General features: G+C 39.7%; 19 protein-coding genes and 1 pseudogene. 16 read left to right on the forward strand and 4 right to left on the reverse strand.

Annotated elements, in window-relative coordinates; genetic code table 11:
* Positions 1-19 precede the first annotated feature (19 nt).
* Entirely contained in the window at positions 20-352 is a 333-nt protein-coding gene (locus ACYQ2D_RS13385; RefSeq protein WP_015542172.1) for a nitrous oxide-stimulated promoter family protein, read from the forward strand.
* A 40-nt stretch (positions 353-392) separates the two neighbouring features.
* Entirely contained in the window at positions 393-1,019 is a 627-nt protein-coding gene (locus ACYQ2D_RS13390) for a DUF3786 domain-containing protein (RefSeq protein WP_459785774.1), read from the forward strand.
* Here the strand turns inward: ACYQ2D_RS13390 and ACYQ2D_RS13395 are convergent.
* Positions 941-1,588: a TetR/AcrR family transcriptional regulator gene (locus ACYQ2D_RS13395; protein WP_459785775.1), complete on the reverse strand. Its 648-nt coding sequence runs from the start codon at positions 1,586-1,588 to the stop codon at positions 941-943. The genes ACYQ2D_RS13390 and ACYQ2D_RS13395 overlap by 79 nt on opposite strands.
* 168 nt (positions 1,589-1,756) lie before the next feature.
* On the opposite strand from ACYQ2D_RS13395, the gene ACYQ2D_RS13400 reads away from it, so the two are divergent.
* From ACYQ2D_RS13400 to ACYQ2D_RS13430, 7 genes are all read left to right on the forward strand, one after another.
* The gene (locus tag ACYQ2D_RS13400; RefSeq protein WP_117455971.1) at positions 1,757-2,527 is read left to right on the forward strand and encodes an ATP-binding protein; all 771 of its coding nucleotides are present in this window, start codon (positions 1,757-1,759) and stop codon (positions 2,525-2,527) included.
* 151 nt (positions 2,528-2,678) lie between these two features.
* Complete coding sequence (locus ACYQ2D_RS13405; RefSeq protein ID WP_459785777.1) at positions 2,679-3,611, forward strand: AAA family ATPase; 933 nt, start codon at positions 2,679-2,681, stop codon at positions 3,609-3,611.
* Between the two features lie 6 nt (positions 3,612-3,617).
* Positions 3,618-5,435 (forward strand): cobaltochelatase CobT-related protein, encoded by a 1,818-nt coding sequence (locus ACYQ2D_RS13410; RefSeq protein ID WP_459785778.1) that lies wholly within the window; start codon positions 3,618-3,620, stop codon positions 5,433-5,435.
* A gap of 16 nt (positions 5,436-5,451) precedes the next feature.
* On the forward strand, positions 5,452-5,646 hold the full coding sequence (locus tag ACYQ2D_RS13415) for a hypothetical protein (RefSeq protein WP_459785779.1): 195 nt from the start codon (positions 5,452-5,454) through the stop codon (positions 5,644-5,646).
* 72 nt (positions 5,647-5,718) lie between these two features.
* Positions 5,719-6,489 carry an ATP-binding protein gene (locus ACYQ2D_RS13420; RefSeq protein WP_459785781.1) on the forward strand — a complete coding sequence of 257 codons (771 nt, stop codon included), beginning with the start codon at positions 5,719-5,721 and terminating at the stop codon, positions 6,487-6,489.
* A gap of 190 nt (positions 6,490-6,679) precedes the next feature.
* Positions 6,680-6,835, forward strand: a complete 156-nt coding sequence (locus tag ACYQ2D_RS13425) for a hypothetical protein (protein WP_242986793.1) — start codon at positions 6,680-6,682, stop codon at positions 6,833-6,835.
* Positions 6,823-7,743 (forward strand): radical SAM mobile pair protein B, encoded by a 921-nt coding sequence (locus ACYQ2D_RS13430; RefSeq protein ID WP_459785783.1) that lies wholly within the window; start codon positions 6,823-6,825, stop codon positions 7,741-7,743. The genes ACYQ2D_RS13425 and ACYQ2D_RS13430 overlap by 13 nt, the downstream gene beginning before the upstream one ends.
* A gap of 85 nt (positions 7,744-7,828) precedes the next feature.
* Here ACYQ2D_RS13430 and ACYQ2D_RS13435 read toward each other — a convergent pair.
* Positions 7,829-8,092: pseudogene (locus ACYQ2D_RS13435) on the reverse strand (Rrf2 family transcriptional regulator); the annotation flags it as partial.
* A 54-nt stretch (positions 8,093-8,146) separates the two neighbouring features.
* Between ACYQ2D_RS13435 and ACYQ2D_RS13440 the strand changes: the two are divergent.
* The 5 genes from ACYQ2D_RS13440 to ACYQ2D_RS13460 all read left to right on the forward strand — a co-directional run bounded on the left by ACYQ2D_RS13440 (position 8,147) and on the right by ACYQ2D_RS13460 (position 13,668).
* Positions 8,147-9,055, forward strand: coding sequence for an SIR2 family NAD-dependent protein deacylase (locus tag ACYQ2D_RS13440; protein WP_459785786.1), 909 nt, complete (start codon positions 8,147-8,149; stop codon positions 9,053-9,055).
* Positions 9,042-9,362 carry a hypothetical protein gene (locus tag ACYQ2D_RS13445; RefSeq protein ID WP_459785788.1) on the forward strand — a complete coding sequence of 107 codons (321 nt, stop codon included), beginning with the start codon at positions 9,042-9,044 and terminating at the stop codon, positions 9,360-9,362. Before ACYQ2D_RS13440 ends, ACYQ2D_RS13445 begins: the two co-directional genes overlap by 14 nt.
* A 197-nt stretch (positions 9,363-9,559) precedes the next feature.
* A complete protein-coding gene (locus tag ACYQ2D_RS13450) occupies positions 9,560-10,411 on the forward strand; it encodes an SIR2 family NAD-dependent protein deacylase (protein ID WP_459785789.1) in 852 nt (283 codons plus the stop codon).
* Positions 10,412-10,898: 487 nt separating this feature from the next.
* Positions 10,899-13,493 (forward strand): ATP-dependent chaperone ClpB, encoded by a 2,595-nt coding sequence (clpB, locus tag ACYQ2D_RS13455; protein ID WP_187558594.1) that lies wholly within the window; start codon positions 10,899-10,901, stop codon positions 13,491-13,493.
* 1 nt (position 13,494) lies between these two features.
* The gene (locus ACYQ2D_RS13460) at positions 13,495-13,668 is read left to right on the forward strand and encodes a DUF4250 domain-containing protein (protein WP_022303844.1); all 174 of its coding nucleotides are present in this window, start codon (positions 13,495-13,497) and stop codon (positions 13,666-13,668) included.
* Positions 13,669-13,826: 158 nt separating this feature from the next.
* On the opposite strand, the gene ACYQ2D_RS13465 is transcribed toward ACYQ2D_RS13460, so the two are convergent.
* Positions 13,827-14,591 carry a DeoR/GlpR family DNA-binding transcription regulator gene (locus tag ACYQ2D_RS13465; protein ID WP_459785790.1) on the reverse strand — a complete coding sequence of 255 codons (765 nt, stop codon included), beginning with the start codon at positions 14,589-14,591 and terminating at the stop codon, positions 13,827-13,829.
* A 181-nt stretch (positions 14,592-14,772) separates the two neighbouring features.
* Here ACYQ2D_RS13465 and ACYQ2D_RS13470 point away from each other — a divergent pair, with 181 nt between their 5' ends.
* On the forward strand, positions 14,773-16,032 hold the full coding sequence (locus ACYQ2D_RS13470; RefSeq protein ID WP_459785792.1) for an MFS transporter: 1,260 nt from the start codon (positions 14,773-14,775) through the stop codon (positions 16,030-16,032).
* A 2-nt stretch (positions 16,033-16,034) separates the two neighbouring features.
* Positions 16,035-16,883 (forward strand): class II fructose-bisphosphate aldolase, encoded by an 849-nt coding sequence (locus ACYQ2D_RS13475; protein WP_459785794.1) that lies wholly within the window; start codon positions 16,035-16,037, stop codon positions 16,881-16,883.
* A gap of 131 nt (positions 16,884-17,014) precedes the next feature.
* Here the strand turns inward: ACYQ2D_RS13475 and ACYQ2D_RS13480 are convergent, their stop codons facing one another.
* Positions 17,015-17,410 carry a DUF3783 domain-containing protein gene (locus ACYQ2D_RS13480; RefSeq protein WP_022303848.1) on the reverse strand — a complete coding sequence of 132 codons (396 nt, stop codon included), beginning with the start codon at positions 17,408-17,410 and terminating at the stop codon, positions 17,015-17,017.
* Between the last annotated feature and the right edge of the window lie 166 nt (positions 17,411-17,576).

Below are 17,576 nucleotides of genomic sequence, written 5' to 3' on the forward strand. Positions count from 1 at the left end.
TTACGGAGGATTGTATAATATGCTGATTGTGGACAAATTAAAAGGAAATTTATATACCAGAATCAAAAAACATATGACTAAAAAAATGTATCACCTTTATTATCGTGAAAACAGGGAAGCTTCACAGTCTAAAGAAGAATATGAAGCAAATTTATTAAGAGCATACCGACATTTAGACGCATGCAGATTCAAAAATAAGGGATGGCCATGTCCAACATGCCCAAGTTGCTGTTTTTGTGGAAAAGATTATGAAACTATGACTGAGGTAATGGATTTTGCCCGGGAATGGATGAAAGAGAATCCGGACAAAGCCAGATTTATGAAACCACCCAAATTCTTGCATAAACATTGATTATTATATGATGCGATAAAATGTTCGCAAAGGAGAAGTTATGGAATACAAAAATCAAACAGAAAATCGTGCATTTCAGGAAATGCTGCTGGCAGCAGTAAAACGGTTACAAAATCGTTCCGGAGAGGAGCTTGCTGCAAAAAGTGGGGCTGTTTTTCATAGCAGCCGAAATGTGCTTGAAGTACTGAGTTTTTATGAAACGATTGAAATTCAACTCCCTGAGTTTCGTATTAACTCAGACATGGACGAATGGCATTATCTGACATTGCTGCATTATCTGGATATGGCTGATGGAACAGAAGGTTCACAGAAGCTCATTACTTTTGGTAACCTGAAAGATGGATTGATTCGGGGAACCAAGTTTGACCGGACTGCAGAGCAGAAACTGGAAAAGCTTTTGCAGGATAAAGAGCCTGAGAAAATTCAGAAAGCATGTAAAAACCTAGGTGCAGAATTCACAGAGACAAAGGCGGATCTGTGTGCTGTTTTTCCAGTTCTGCCAAGATATCCGGTAACTTTAAAGATATGGTTTGCAGATGAGGAATTTCCTGCATCTGGCAAAATATTTCTTCAGGATCATGCCGATCATTATCTGAGTGTAGAAGATGCGGTAACAGTTGGAGAAATTTTGCTGCAAAAATTATCGGAAGCCTTTTCTTCTCTCTGATCATGAATCAGAAAACTTTCCAGCCCGGCTTTGATAAATTTGTCGATTACTGTCTGAATCTGTTTCCAGTCATTACAGTGATTGCGGAGCATCAGTCTGTTGATGGAAAGGCAGCCATTCATTTGAAAATAAAAAACCGATTCTGCCTGTTCAAAGGTCAGGAGGCTGTGTGACATAAGCCAGGTCACATAGCCTTCTTTTGTATTTTCTGCTATTTTTTCCAGAAGAATAGGGGCAATTGCATCATCCAGAAACAGTGCCCTGTATTGTGATTCCATCTGTATTTTCTGACAGAACGGATAGGAACAGCTTTTTTGATTTAGACAGAATAAATGATCTACAGTTGTTAACATATCCTGAGTCATATCATTAAAAATATCTGATAATACATCATAGATATCATAGTAATGAAGATAAAAAGTGCCACGGTTGATTTCAGCATTTTTGCAGACCTCTGTAACTGTAATTTTCGTAAAACTTTTCTGCTTTAACAATTCTAAGAACGTATCTTTTATGGTTTGCCTGGTATAGCGGGTACGGCGATCTTGTTTTCTCGTTTTTTCTGACATTATATACTCCTGTATTAGTTAGTATTATATAATTTCTCAACAATTTTTCTGATGTGTTGAGTAACCATACAAATCTCACAGACTGATTATTGTAATTTATATAGTAACAACTATAATGAGGTTTAAAGAAAAAGTCAACAGATTGTTCAGAATTTTAGGAGGAAAAACATGGGACATGTAATTGCAGTATCAGGAAAAGGTGGCGTAGGAAAAACAACTCTTTGTGGATTATTGATCCAGTATTTATGTGAAAGCGGAAAACGTCCGGTCCTGGCGGTGGATGCAGATGCAAATGCAAATTTGAACGAAGTGCTCGGTGTTGAGCCGGAGATCACACTTGGGGAGCTGAGAGAAGAAATTGAGCGGGCAGGCGTAGACCCACGATATCAGATTCCCTCCGGTATGACAAAACAGGCTTATCTGGAAATGCGTCTTTCCGATGCAATTGCAGAAGAAGACGATTATGATTTGATGGTAATGGGACGAACCCAGGGACAGGGCTGCTATTGTTTTGTAAATGGTCTTGTGCAGACCCAGGTTCAGAAACTGCAAAGCCATTATCCATATATTGTGGTTGATAACGAAGCAGGTATGGAACATATCAGCAGAGGAATCCTGCCAATGATGGAAGTTGCGATTCTTGTAAGTGACTGTTCCAGAAGAGGTGTTCAGGCAGCCGGACGTATTGCAAAGCTGATGAAGGAGTTAAACTTTAAACCACAGAAAACTGGATTGATCGTGAATCGTGTTCCAGATGGAAAACTGGATGCCGGAACTCTGGAAGAAATCCGAAATCAGGGACTGGAACTGTTAGGGGTTGTACCACATGATGACCAGGTATATCAGTATGACTGTGATGGAAAGCCGATCATACGGCTTCCGAAAGATTCTCCTGTAAGAAGTGCACTGGGAGAAATTGTAAAGAAGCTAGGACTGTGAGTTGGAGGATTGAAGGTATGAAGATTACAGTATGTGGCAAAGGTGGCTGTGGAAAAAGTACAGAATTAGCGCTGCTTACTGGATACAATTTTGAGTAAACAGAAATATTATCTGATTTGGTATAATCAATTGCAAAGAAAGGAAAATCTTCATGAGAAATCATTGGACAGAAATAGAAAAATATTTAGGAGACCAGAAGATAGCGCAGGAATTGATTGGAGAGCTGAGAGATTTTCACATGCGTTATGAGGTAGAGGAGCAGGTAAAGGAACGGGTAGAAAAACCGGATATCCTATTTTATGGGAAAAAGATTCTGGAAATGTCAATAGCAGCGCTTCTTCAGGGAGATAACCTGTTACTTTCCGGTGCGAAAGCTACAGGGAAAAATGTACTATGTGAGACACTGGCATGGATATTCGGAAGACCGGAATACGACATTTCTTTTCATGTAAATACAGACAGTGCCGATCTGATTGGAACGGATACCTTTATAAATAATGAGGTTTGCCTTCGGAAAGGCCCCATCTACCAATGCGCAGAATTTGGAGGATTTGGAATCCTGGACGAAATCAATATGGCAAAAAATGATGCGGTTTCTGTACTGCATGCCACACTGGATCATCGGCGCAGAATCGATATTCCAGGATATAACAGGATTTTACTTCATCCGGCAACACGATTTATCGGAACGATGAATTATGGTTACGCAGGTACCAGAGATCTAAATGAAGCATTGGTTTCAAGGTTTATGGTAATTGATATGCCTGAAATGGATGAGGATAGTGTCCTTTTTGTATTAAGACAACATTTTCCAGATGGGGAAAAAAGTGCACTGAAAGCTTTTGCAGGACTGTTTCTGGATTTGCAGATCAAAGCTTATCATGGAGAAATCTCAACAAAATCTCTTGACCTGAGAGGATTGGTTTCTGCTGTAAAAGCAACAAGAAGCGGACTTTCTCCAATTGATGCAATCCAGATGGGGATCATAAATAAAAGTTTTGATGTATTTGAAAAAGAGATCGTAGAAGATGTGGTTTCTACCAGAATTCCATCTTCCTGGACCGGAAAAGACATATGGGGGTAAATTTGTATGGAGGATGTCAGATGGCCGGCGAAACAACTGGAAGAACATCGTCTGGAGATTAGTAATCGTATCAGAAATCTTTTTTGGACAGTCAGTGGTGATTATGATATAGAATTTGAACCGGACACAGAAAAATATGTTTATTCAAAACAAACGGTTTTATATGAGGCAGTGAAGCAGGGTGCCTTTGCACGATATTTTGATCAGAAGAAACTTGGCATGTATTTGATGAAAAAATTACATTTTTCTGCTGGAGAAGATATACTTTTGCCTCTTGCTGGATTATGCATGGATGCTGCTGTGGAGCGTTTTATCATTCGAGAACGTTTGGGAACAAAGGAAATCAGAGAACAGGCGTTCAGAGAATTGGAAAAGGCCGAGAAAGAGCAGGTATCAGACAAAGCTGGAACAGACCTGATTCACAGGATTAGGCTTCTGTATATAAGGCATGTTCTGGAGAACACAGACGATGAGGGAATAGATCCACAGGCAGAGATTGCATTGTACAAGATTCTTTCTCTGAAGGATGCGGAAAATACGGAAGATGTCATAAACGTGATAGATGAGATTTATAATCATGTTCTGGATCCCTCTTTTGAAAAAAGGAATGGAAATCTGGAGAAGATTCTGAATTTACCGGATATGGCATTAGCCAATGACGCATGGCAGGAATGCATGACGGATGAACAGATGGAAGACATCATTCAAAAATATCTTTCTAATCTCAAAAAAAAGATGATGAGTCTGGATATCAGAAACAAAAAGAAAAAAAGATTTTATTTCTCTCCGGAAAATGAAGAAGTTCCGGAAAGCTCGGAGAATATAAATCCACAGGCAGTGCGACGGATACGGGAATATGTGGAACTGAATTACGGGAAATCGTATCTAAGTGAATCGGAGCAGGCCAGAGTCAACCGGAAATTTTGTACAGGAATCCACAAAAACTGTATCCTGTATCTTACAGATGGAATTTTACAGAACCCTGTCATAAAAAATAATCAATACCGTTTTTCTCAGCTGCAGTTTGAAAAAAATAAAGCCTATTATGGAAATAATCACTGGATTATCAAAAGAAATATTTCTGTGTTAGCAGAGTCACTGAAACGGGCGTTTATAATCCGAAAGGATGATTTTGTCAGCAGATCTGATGCAGGGCAGCTTGTTCCTGAGAGGTTATGGAAAATTGGAAGAACAGACGATGACAAGTTATTTAATAGAAAAAAGAGATCAGAAGATTCTGAGTTTGCAATAGACGTCCTGATTGATTCCAGTGGTTCCCAAGCTGGCAGACAGGCTCAGGTAGCGGCACAGGGATATATTATCAGTGAAGCATTAAGCCAGGCAGGAATTCCTCATCGGGTGACAGGATACTGTGCTTTCTGGGGATATACAGTACTTCAGAGATTTCGGGATTATGAAGATCCAAGGGAAACAAATGAAAGAATTTTTCAATTTCGGGCCTATGCTAATAACAGAGATGGGCTTGCACTGAAAACAGTCTGTTCCTCTCTTATGGAGCGACCGGAAAAAAATAAGATTTTAATCGTATTAAGTGATGGAAAACCCTGTGATATGAGCATACAACGACCAGGAACCCGTCAGCCCAAGATCTATGACGGAGAAGGAGCTGTGAAAGATACTGCATATGAGGTGCGGCGGGCCAGAAATCAGGGAATTTCCGTAATTGGTATTTTTGTAGGAAATGAAGAAGAACTCTCCGTGGAAAAGAGAATCTATGGAAAAGACTTTGCCTATATTCGTAATATCAGCAATTTTTCCCGTATGGTAGGAACTTTTTTGCGAAGACAAATTGATATGGAATGAAAATGGAGGAATCACTATGGGTAAAATTGAATTTGCCAATTGCCAGGATGTAAGAAATCAGAAAAAGATACTGGAATTAGATTGTCCACGCTGTCATGAACCGGGAGGCATTGAAGCCTTTGTGAAAGACGGGATACTTGCAGAGGACGGAGTATGTTATAACTGCGGATATATTCTTCCAGAAGGAACAGAACTGGAGGAAGTGGAGTAAGAAGCCTTAAAAGGCATTATAGAGAAACTGGAATTATAAATCATAATAGATTACGGGTAAAGGAGATAACAGATGAAAATTGCTGTAACTGGAAAAGGCGGAGTAGGGAAAACTACGATATCTGCAGTATTAGCACGTCTGTATGCAGAAGAAGGGAAAAAAGTATTTGCTGTAGATGTGGATCCAGATGCAAATCTTGGACTTGCACTGGGTTTTTCAGAGGAAGAACTGGAGAGTATTACTCCTATCAGTAAAATGAGAAAGATGATTGAGGAGAGAACAGGTGCAGATAAAAGTAATACTTTTTATAAAATCAATCCAAAAGTGGATGATATTCCTGAAATTTACGGAAAAGAAAATAATGGTGTTAGACTTCTGGTTTTGGGAACTGTGGAAACTGCGGGAGGCGGATGTGTATGCCCTGAAAATGTAATGTTGAAACGAATTATTAATAATTTGGTTTTACATAGAGATGATATAGTAATCCTGGACATGGAAGCAGGACTTGAGCATTTAGGACGGGGAACAACGGAAGGAATGGATCAATTTATCGTCGTGATAGAGCCGGGGGCCAGAAGTGTTCAGACTTATAAAAATGTAAAACGGTTGGCAGAAGAATTGGGTGTAAAGGAAGTAAAGGTCATAGCAAATAAAATCAGAAATGATGAAGATGAAAAGTTTGTAAGGTCTAGAATCCCGAAGCAGGATTTTTTGGGATGTGTTCATTATAATGCAGAAGTTATAGAAGCAGACAGAGAAGGAAGATCCCCTTATGGATGCAGCAAGACAGCTACGGATGAAATTCGAAAAATTAAGGAGATATTTGATGTAATGGCAAAATAGACATTATATTAATTTAACTATTTTTCAAAAGCAGTTTGAAGTATGGTCATATGTAATGCTTATTATTTAGAAAAAAGAAAAGGAGTAAATATAGAAGAAAATAGCAAGATGTTAGAAACTGGTATTAAAATGATGCAATCTGATATGATTTGGAACATCATAAAATCAACAAGGATAAAGGTAAAAAAATATGAATAAAAGACAAAAAATTCTGATTGTAGATGATTCAAAACCGGTGTTTATGAAAGAGGATCTACTTCCCGTTATGGGAGATAATCAAATGATCCAGGATCTGCCCTCGGCATTTATTCGGGTTTTGGAGGAACAGAACGCATGGAAAAAATAATGGAAAAGGATCTTCTGATCCGGGATGTAGAAACAAAAAATATCATGACTAAATCCAGTCTTCCGGTGGGGGGATATTCTGTCAATCCTTATGTAGGATGTACCCACGGCTGCAAATACTGCTATGCCTCTTTTATGAAACGGTTCACCGGGCATACCGAATCGTGGGGAACATTTCTGGATATAAAACACTGGCCGGCAATTAAAAACCCGAGAAAATATAAAGACCAACGGGTAGTGATTGGTTCGGTGACAGATGGGTATCTGCCCCAGGAAAAGGAGATAAGAAATACCCGCAGGATTTTAGAACAGTTAAAAAATAGCGGTGCAGAAATCCTTATCTGTACGAAATCGGATCTTGTACTCCGGGATATTGACTTGCTAAAAGAAATGGGAAAAGTCACTGTCTCATGGTCGATCAACACATTAGATGAAAAATTTCAGGCAGACATGGATCAAGCTGTCAGCATCAGCCGCAGACTTGAGGCAATGAAGCAGGTATACGAAGCCGGAATACGCACGGTTTGTTTCATTTCCCCAGTATTTCCGGGCATCACAGATTTTGAAAAGATTTTTGAACGTGTGAAAGATCAGTGTGACCTGGTATGGTTAGAAAATCTAAATCTCCGCGGTGGTTTCAAACAGGAGATCCTGGATTATATTCAGAAATGTTATCCCCACCTTGTTACCCTGTATGATGAAATCTATCGCAAGGGAGATCGAAGTTATTTTCGGGCATTGGAAAACCAGGCAGCACAGATGTCCCAAAAATACGACTGTCCTTTTGTAGACAACGAACTGCCTTATGGTCGCGCAGAGCCAGGCCATCCTGTAATCGTGGACTATTTCTATCATGAAGAAGTACGGGGATCGGAAAATACAGGGCGGCGCAAAAAAATGATTGAATAAGTTGAGATGTAAAAGAGGTGCCTCAAGAGACTGAAACAACTCATAGTTTTCCATGAATGTTACAGTCTCTTTATTATTATCAGTATACTCCACACTCTGGGTTGGTATCAATATCAAGATGAAGCAAAGGCTTTTCTCCCTCCACTGCCCGGTATATATCCAGCATAGTAATTTCATCCGCAGGTTTGGTAAGACAGGTGTTTGCCCGGCCTTGGGTATTGGAGATAAGGCTTGCATTTTTCAGCGCGGCCATCAGCTGCCGGATATAGGCAGGATTTGTTTTTACACTTTTTGCAATCTGGGCACTGGTCAGATGTTCTTTTTCTTCTTGTAATTTATATTTTAACATGGTACAATTTTGATGTAATTTTAATAATAACAATAAAAGAAAGGAAAGTCAACCATGCAGCCAATGAAAAATATTGTTTTTGAAAATGCATATCAAAAAAATGCCCGGACCTTATTAGATAAACTTAATTCTGCTGAGGCCATTCTGGTAGGAGCAGCAGCCGGCATGTCCGCTTCTTGTGGCTATAATTTTTTCTATCAGAATGATGCGATATTTCAGAAATATCTGGGGGATTTCCATAAAAAATATGGATTTACCGGAGCCTTTAACGGATTTTACTATCATTATCCTTCCCCGGAAGCTCACTGGGCATTTCTTGTACGTATGGGCTATATGGAATATGAGTGTCCGACAGGACAGCCTTACTACGATCTCATGGAACTCCTCGAGGGTAAAAACTATCATATTATGACCACCAATCAGGACTTCCAGTTTACCCGTGTGGTGTCCGAAGAAAAATTAAGCGCCATCCAGGGTGATTCCCGCTATTATCAGTGCAGCCGCCGATGTCATGACCAGATTTATTACAACAAGGATATGGTCTATGCCATGAATGCAGCTATTGACGAGAATCTGTGTATCCCCGCCAAAATGATCCCCCGCTGTCCCAAATGCGGAGCCCAGATGGAGCCCTGGGTACGGGGATATACATTCCTGGAAGGTGCCAAGTATAGAGACGAATACCGGAAGATCAACGAATTTCTGGAAAAGAATAAAGAGAAGAAGATCCTTTTTCTGGAGTTGGGCGTAGGACGAATGACCCCTATGTTTATTCAGGAACCTTTCTGGAATCTCACATACTCCCTGCCTAAGGCGTTTTACATTACCATTAATCCAAAGGACGCCCTTCTTCCTGGAGAAATAGAACAGAAGGGGCTGGCTATCAAAGAAGACATTGCCCTGGTGCTGCAGGAGGCAGTGAGGGTAAAGAAAGAGCAAAACAAGGAGCATGGAGAAGCATAGTCACAAGGACATAGAATCCCTTGTCTGGCTGATCACAGATGCTGATGCAGTGGTAGTAGGCGTAGGTTCCGGACTATCCAGTGCTGCGGGATTTAACCATTACCACTGGGCTCCTGCATTAGAAACACATCTGGGAGAATTCAAAGACTACTACCATTTTAATTCTCCTTTTGCCGGATTCTATTACGGCTACTCTTCCCTGGAACAGCAATGGATCTACTATACAAAATATATTTACAGTATGTGGCATCTGCCTACAGGTCAGCTATATCTGGCTCTTAAGGCTGTACTTGTCGGAAAAGATTAGAGAGATGACACCGGGGGTGATCAGACTGCCTTTCTGGGACATGACGGCCCGTAACAGCCAGGTGTTTTACGTCTGTCTGAACCAGGAAGCCTCTTCTGCTCCGGAACATTTAAAAGGGAGAAGTCTTTACCTGCAAGGCGATCTGGCAGATATATTAAAGGAACTTCGGATACAGTTGGAAAAGGAGAAATAACATTATGGAAGAAAACTTCAGAAATATTTATAAAGCTATCCAGGAAGCAGACGCTCTTCTCATCGGCGCCAGTAACGGATTATCTATTTCAGAAGGATACAATATTTTTGCAGATGATCACTGGTTTCAGAAAGATTTCGGAGATTTCCGCAGCAGATACGGGATCAGAAACATACTGCAGGGATTATTCTTTCAGTATCCTACAGAAGAATCTAAATGGGCATTTTTCAGCAGACTGATCAGCCGGAAATGTTATCTGGAACAGCCCGGTCCTGTAATGGAGGATCTGTATCGTCTGGTTGGTTCCAAAGATTATTTTATTGTGACCTCCAATGGCGAGGACCATTTCGTGCCTGCAGGATTTGACAGGGATAAGGTCTTTGAGATGGAAGGCCGTCTCACCCAGTCCCGGTGCCAGAATGGATGCGGAACAGGTCCTTACGAAAACCAGAATGAAATTCTCAAAATGGCGAAAGCTGAAAAAAACGGACAGATCCCCTCAGAACTGGTTCCCTGCTGTTCCTGCTGTGGAGGGCCAGTTACGGTCAATATGGTAAACAGCAATGCATTCTTTCAGACCGAACAGTTCCAAAAGAAAATGCAAGACTATCAGAACTTTATTAAGAAATATCATGGTAAAAGACTAGCGATTCTGGAATTGGGCGTGGGATGGCGAAACCGTATGATCAAAGAGCCTTTCATGAGTCTTGCTGCTTCTGAACCTGAAGCAGTTTATATCACCTTCAATAAAGGAGAAGTCTATATTCCTTCAGAAATTGCCGGAAAGTCGATCGGGGTAGATGGAGATATTGGGGAGGCGCTGAAAGAAATATGTCTGGCAAGAGAGAACCTATAGGGTTGTTTATATATTTCTATTTGGGTAATTAATTTTTCTGAATGGACAATGCAAAAAAGGCGATTGTACAGGAATGTGAGAAGTATAAAGCACAGTTGGAAAAGAGTGGAACAAAGTACAAAATTTTATCAGAAAAAACAATGAAGATGGTTCTATTTTTCCAAGAATTTGTCGTAAAAATGTGGTCAAATTAAGAAAATCGAGTGCGAAAGCAAGTGAAAAATTTCTGTGAAGTAGTGGCATACGTCATGCACAGCTCGGGAAAGACTTCCTTCGCTGTAGGGCTGTCGCCCTATAAAATAGCAAAAAAAGGCGCCTTTGCAAGTAAACTAGCAGGGCGTCTTTTTTCACCATTTTGCATGGCTTGTAGCGTTCACAAAATCTTCATAAAAAATTAGCACTCATCTCTTGACAGTGCTAACAAAAGGTGTTATATTTGCAATAGAACAAGAAAACAATAGCCTTTGATATAGATGGAGGGATTTTTATGAACATTAGCAAATTTACACAGAAATCACTTCAGGCAGTACAGGATTTGGAAAAGACTGCTTATGAATTTGGAAATCAGGAGATTGAGCAGGAGCATCTGGTTTACAACCTGGTGCATCAGGAGGACAGCCTGATACTGAAGCTGATTGAAAAAATGGAGATTCAGAAAGAGCATTTCCTGAATCGAATTGAACAGGCATTAAATGCCAGAACAAAAGTGTCCGGAGGTCAGCAGTATATTGGTCAGTATTTAAATAAAGCACTGGTCAGTGCGGAGGACGAAGCCAAAGCGATGGGAGATGAATATGTCTCTGTTGAACATTTATTTTTGGCTCTTTTAAATAACCCGAGTCCGACTATGAAATCATTCTGGCAGGAATATGGAATCACAAGGGAACGTTTCTTACAGGCATTGAGTACAGTAAGAGGAAACCAGAGAGTGACTTCTGATAATCCGGAAGCAACTTATGATACCTTAAATAAATATGGTCAGGATTTGGTAGAAAAAGCAAGACAGCAGAAACTTGACCCGGTTATCGGTCGTGATGCCGAAATCAGAAATGTCATTCGTATTCTTTCAAGAAAAACCAAAAACAATCCGGTTTTAATTGGTGAACCTGGTGTTGGTAAAACAGCAGCAGTAGAAGGATTAGCACAGCGTATTGTACAAGGTGATGTTCCGGAGGGCTTAAAAGATAAAAAGATTTTTGCCCTTGATATGGGCGCACTGGTTGCAGGTGCAAAATATCGTGGTGAATTTGAGGAACGTTTAAAAGCGGTACTGGAAGAAGTCAGAAAGAGTGAAGGAAAAATCATTCTGTTTATCGATGAACTTCATCTGATTGTAGGTGCCGGTAAAACAGAAGGTGCAATGGATGCCGGAAATATGTTAAAACCAATGCTTGCAAGAGGTGAACTGCATTGTATTGGTGCAACGACTCTTGATGAATATCGTCAGTATATTGAAAAAGATGCAGCTCTTGAAAGACGATTCCAGCCGGTTATGGTAAATGAACCGACAGTCGAAGATACGATTTCAATTCTTCGTGGATTAAAAGAGCGTTATGAAGTATTCCATGGCGTAAAGATTACAGACAGTGCATTGGTTGCAGCAGCAACATTATCAAACCGTTATATTTCGGATCGTTTCTTACCGGATAAAGCGATTGACCTGGTGGATGAAGCCTGTGCTCTGATTAAAACCGAACTTGATTCCATGCCGGCAGAACTTGATGAGTTAAATCGTAAACTGATGCAGATGGAAATCGAGGAAGCAGCGCTGAAAAAAGAAAATGACCGTTTAAGTCAGGATCGTCTGGTGGAACTGCAGAAAGAAATGGCAGAACTGCGTGATGAATTTAATGGAAGAAAAGCCCAGTGGGATAATGAAAAAGCTTCCGTTGAGAAATTATCCAAACTGCGTGAGCAGATTGAGGATATGAATAAACAAATTCAGAAAGCGCAGAGAGATTATAATCTTGATGAGGCAGCAAGATTGCAGTACGGAGAAATGCCAAAACTGCAAAAACAGCTTGAAATCGAAGAAGAAAAAGTGAAAAATCAGGATTTATCTCTGGTACATGAAAGTGTAACCGATGACGAAATTGCAAGAATTATTTCAAGATGGACCGGTATTCCGGTAGCAAAACTGACCGAAGGAGAAAAAACAAAAATCCTTGGTCTGGAAGAGGAACTGCATAAACGTGTCATCGGACAGGACGAAGGGGTTACAAAAGTAACAGATGCCATTATTCGTTCCAAAGCCGGAATTAAAGACCCAACAAAACCAATCGGTTCATTCCTGTTCCTTGGTCCAACTGGTGTTGGTAAAACAGAATTGGCTAAGACTTTGGCGGCAACGCTGTTTGATGATGAGCAGAACATGGTGCGTATTGATATGAGTGAATACATGGAGAAATATTCTGTGTCTCGTTTAATTGGAGCGCCTCCAGGATATGTTGGATACGAAGAAGGTGGTCAGCTGACCGAAGCAGTCAGAAGAAAACCATATTCCGTAGTTTTATTTGATGAAATTGAAAAAGCGCATCCTGATGTCTTTAATGTATTATTACAGGTATTGGATGATGGTCGTATCACAGATTCACAGGGACGTACCGTAGACTTTAAAAATACGATTCTGATTATGACATCCAACATCGGTTCTCCTTACTTGTTGGATGGAATCGAAGAAAATGGTGAAATCAGTCAGGATGCAAGGGACAAAGTAGATGCAGAACTGCGTGCTCATTTCAGACCGGAATTTTTAAATCGTCTGGATGAAATTATAATGTTCAAGCCATTGACAAAAGAGAATATCGGTGGAATTGTTGATTTACTTGTGGCTGATTTGAATCGCAGATTAAAAGATCAGGAATTATCTTTACGCTTGACAGATACAGCAAAAGACTATATTATTGAGGGCGGATATGACCCGGTATACGGCGCTCGTCCTCTGAAGAGATATCTGCAGAAATATGTGGAAACACTGACCGCAAAACTGATTCTTTCCGGAAGTGTAAGAGCGGAAGATACCATCGTCATAGACGTAGAAAATGGAGAGTTGACCGCAAAGCGTGAAGAAGGAGTAAAGTAAAATGATACCGAAAGACCCAATGATTTTGTTAAGTTTTGTAAATTTGAAACTGAGAGATTTCTATTCTTCTTTAGATGATATGTGCCAGGCAATGAATTTGGACAAAAGCGAATTAGAGAAGAAATTGGGCAATATTGATTATACTTATGATAAAGGATGTAATCAGTTTGTATAAGAACTGAGAAAACGGCTTTCAAGTGATTGAGAGCCGTTTTTTATTTACTGCGTTTTCGTCAATCGTCGTAGTCACCGCTACGTCTCACTTCTCTGCCTGTATAGGAGAAAATCGTTTGGTGTCAATATAGCAGCTGCTTAATTTACACTGTACGAAACTTATTTTGCCACTTCTATTATAATTTCATGTTCTTTACAGTAATCCAGATATTTCTGTTGTGGCGTAGTATCCGTAATCAAATATTGAATTTCACTAAGTGGACAATAAGTCATGAGTGCAAATTTCCCGAATTTTGTATGGTCGGAGAGTAAAAAGCGGGTCTGGCTGTTTTCTACGACCGTTTTTTTTATTGCATATTCATCGGCAGAGGCATTGGTCAGACCGTTTTGAATACTGACTCCGGTAGATGCCATAAATGCTTTCGTAATGTTGTAAGTACGCAGATAGGTTGGAATTTCACTTCCGACAAAGGATAATGTATCACGGTTTAGTCTGCCGGGAAGAGAAATAATCTGCAAATCCGGATATTGTACAGCTTTCATAAAAATCCTCAGGCTGTTTGTAATAATTGTACATGGAACATGTGCCAGATAATCGACCATATTTAAGCAGGTTGTTCCGGTATCAATGTAAATAATGTCGCCTTCTTTTACAAAAGAGGCGGCTTTTTTTGAGATGGTATCTTTTTCTGTATTTAAGACAGTGTGGCGTTTTTCATAAGGAACGAGCGGGGTATCGGATGGTGGTACTTTAAAGGAAACACCTCCGTATACTTTTTCTACGACGCCTTTTTTGACCAGTTCTTCAATGTCGCGGCGTATGGTGTTTTTGGATACAGCGAATTTTTCACAGAGTACATCTAAGGAAACCAGTTTTTCTTCTTCTATATAACGTTCAATTAAGTCAATTCGTTTGGTTCTCATATTAAACCCTCTTTCAAAAAGTTGTTTTGTGAGTATTATTGTATAATATTTTGAGTAACTTGTGAAGCAAAATTTAAAAATTTTGAAAAGACTATTGACGAATTACCAAAAAGATGATAATTTATAATCAAGAATTAACCAAAAGATATTCAAAATATTATCAAAAAAAGAGGGAGAAGCTATGAAAAAAGAAAGGACAGGAGCGGTTACAAAATATCTGATACTGGTATTTGGTGCATTTGCCATTTTTTTTACAGGTTATCCACATATCTGGTCGATTTACCAGCCGTATGCAATGGAGTTAACCGGATGGAGCCAGGGTCAGACATCGATGTGTTTTTATCTGAGTTTTGTCACATTTGTACTCGGAAATATTGTAGGAGGAAGAATTCAGGATAAGAGAAATCCAAAGATTGCAATCGTATCGGGCGGTGCAATTTTTACAGCCAGTATTTTGTTAAGTGCACTGGCACTGAGACCATCACCGGTCATGATGTATATCACGTATGGATTGTTACAGGGATTTGGACAGGGAATGATTTATACAACCATTCTTTCTACCGCACAGAAATGGTTTCCGGGAAGAACCGGATTTTCATCGGGCGTGATTGTAACAGCAAACGGTCTGTTTGGATTTTTCATGGCACCGGTTTCGAGAAGTTTGCTTTCTGGAGTTGGAATTGAAAAAACATTTTTAATAATCGGAACGTTTATTGGAATCTCATGGATTTTGGCAAGTATCTTTATCCGAAATCCAAAAACAGAGGAAGTTGGAACAGGCAGTGTGCAGGCAGGCGGAAAGCCGGTGTACACAGGAAAACAGTATACATCCGGAGAAATGTTCCGCACAAAGAAATTTTATTTCCTGTTTGCAACTATGATGTTTGGCTTGATTCCATATCTGATTTTATCTCCATTGTCACAGACGGTACAGATAGACAGAGGAATCAGTGCTTCAGTTGCAGTTGCGGCGGTTATGGCAGGTTCGGTCTGTAATGCAGCTACAAGGCTTTGTCTGCCAACAGCTGCGGATAAAGTAGGAAGAGTTATCTGTGTAAAAGTAGTATTGGTGGTAGCAGTGATTGCAATGTTACTCTTGGTATTTGCACCGGCAGGAATTACAACTGTATGCGTTGTGATGATGTATGCCTGTTATGGTGGAATTATGGGAAGTTTCCCATCTTTATCGAGTTCTATTTTTGGAATGGAACATTCTGGAGAAAATTATGGATATGTTATGTTTGGTATTGCGGTGGCAACTCTAAGTGCACCGGCAATTACCAATACCGTGCTTGGAAATGGATATGACATCAATGCTGTATTTGCTATTGGAGCATTCAGCGCAGCACTCGCATTGATTTCTTTAATTTTATTAGAGAGAGAAATTAAAAAAGAAAAAGTAAATGCATGTCAGACAGCAGTTTGTCAGGAAGGAGAATGATTATGTCACTTGTAAAAATGAAAGAATTACTCGAAAGAGCACAGAAAAATAAGATTGGATGCGGAGCATTCAGTGTTGGAAATATGGAAATGGTACGAGGAGCAATTCAGGCAGCGGAGGAATTAGATACACCGATTATTCTTCAGATTGCAGAGGTGCGTCTGAAACATTCTCCACTTCATCTAATGGGACCAATGATGGTTCAGGCTGCAAAAGAAGCGAAAGTAGATGTTGCAGTTCATCTGGATCATGGTCTTACATTTGAAACGGTACAGAAAGCGCTGGAACTTGGATTTACTTCTGTTATGTTAGATGCATCCACTCTTCCATTTGAAGAAAATATTGCAAATACAAAAAAAGTAGTAGAGCTGGCAAAACAATATGGAGCAACTGTAGAAGCGGAGCTTGGTCTGGTTGGTGGAAGTGAAGATGGAAGCTGTGACCATGGAATCCGTTGTACAGACCCGGATGATGCAAAGGTATTTGCCAAAGAGACAGGAATTGACGCATTAGCAGTTGCAATTGGGAATGCACATGGAAATTATCCGGTAGCTCCAACACTGGCATTTGATGTGCTTGGAAAGATTCATGAAAATGTAGATATTCCGTTGGTACTGCATGGAGGAAGCGGAATTACAGACAAAGACTTCCAGAAAGCAATTTCACTTGGAATCAGAAAGGTAAATATTGCGACAGCAAGTTTTAACAGTTTAATAAAGAAAGTAGAAGAATATATTGCTTCAAATGAAAAGCATAACTATTTTGACTTAAATACAGCAATGACAGAGGGAACTTATGAAAATGTCAAACGACATATTCAGGTTTTCAATACACCATTTCAGCAGGAGTAGTAAAAAAGCCTGTCGAAATAAAAAATCCATTTGGTAAAAAGATGTTCTAAGAAGAAAAGGCCGGTTTTCTATCTCGAAAACCGGCTTTTTCTTCTATATTAATGTAGTTGTGCTATATAAGATAGAATGGGTCATTCCTGATTGGAAAACAGACTTAAATGTTCTTCAAGTAATTCCTGATAAAGCTGAGAAAAAGTCCAGAAGCAGTTTTGTGGTGTCAGGATTGCTTTTAAATCAACAGCAGGAGTTTCACCGTTTCGAATAGATGCAAGTAAAAGGTCGAGACGGGTATTTGGAAAATAGCAGAGAATCATCACATCCTGACAGACAGCAGAGATGTTTTCCAGAATAGAAGTTTTATGCACTGGAAATCCTTTTACTTTAGCAAGATAACCGACGGTCTGGGTACAATCTGTTTCAGAAATGGAAATAAAATCTGCGCCAAGGCGTTTTGCGGCTTTTTCGATGGCTTTTTCTTTTTGAGTTTGTCCATTTGAGTAATAGAGTATTTTTGGTTTTCGTAACAATAAGATTCCCCCTCTGAAGATTGATGATAAGTTTATCTTATACTAGAAAGAAAATATTTTCAATAAATTTTTAGACAATTTGACAAGAGTTGACACAAGTTGTACGAGTAGAGTATACTAAAGTATAGAACTGAAAAGCAGGTATGGTTTTGTACCTGGATCAGAG

The organism is Blautia stercoris (assembly GCF_054657695.1).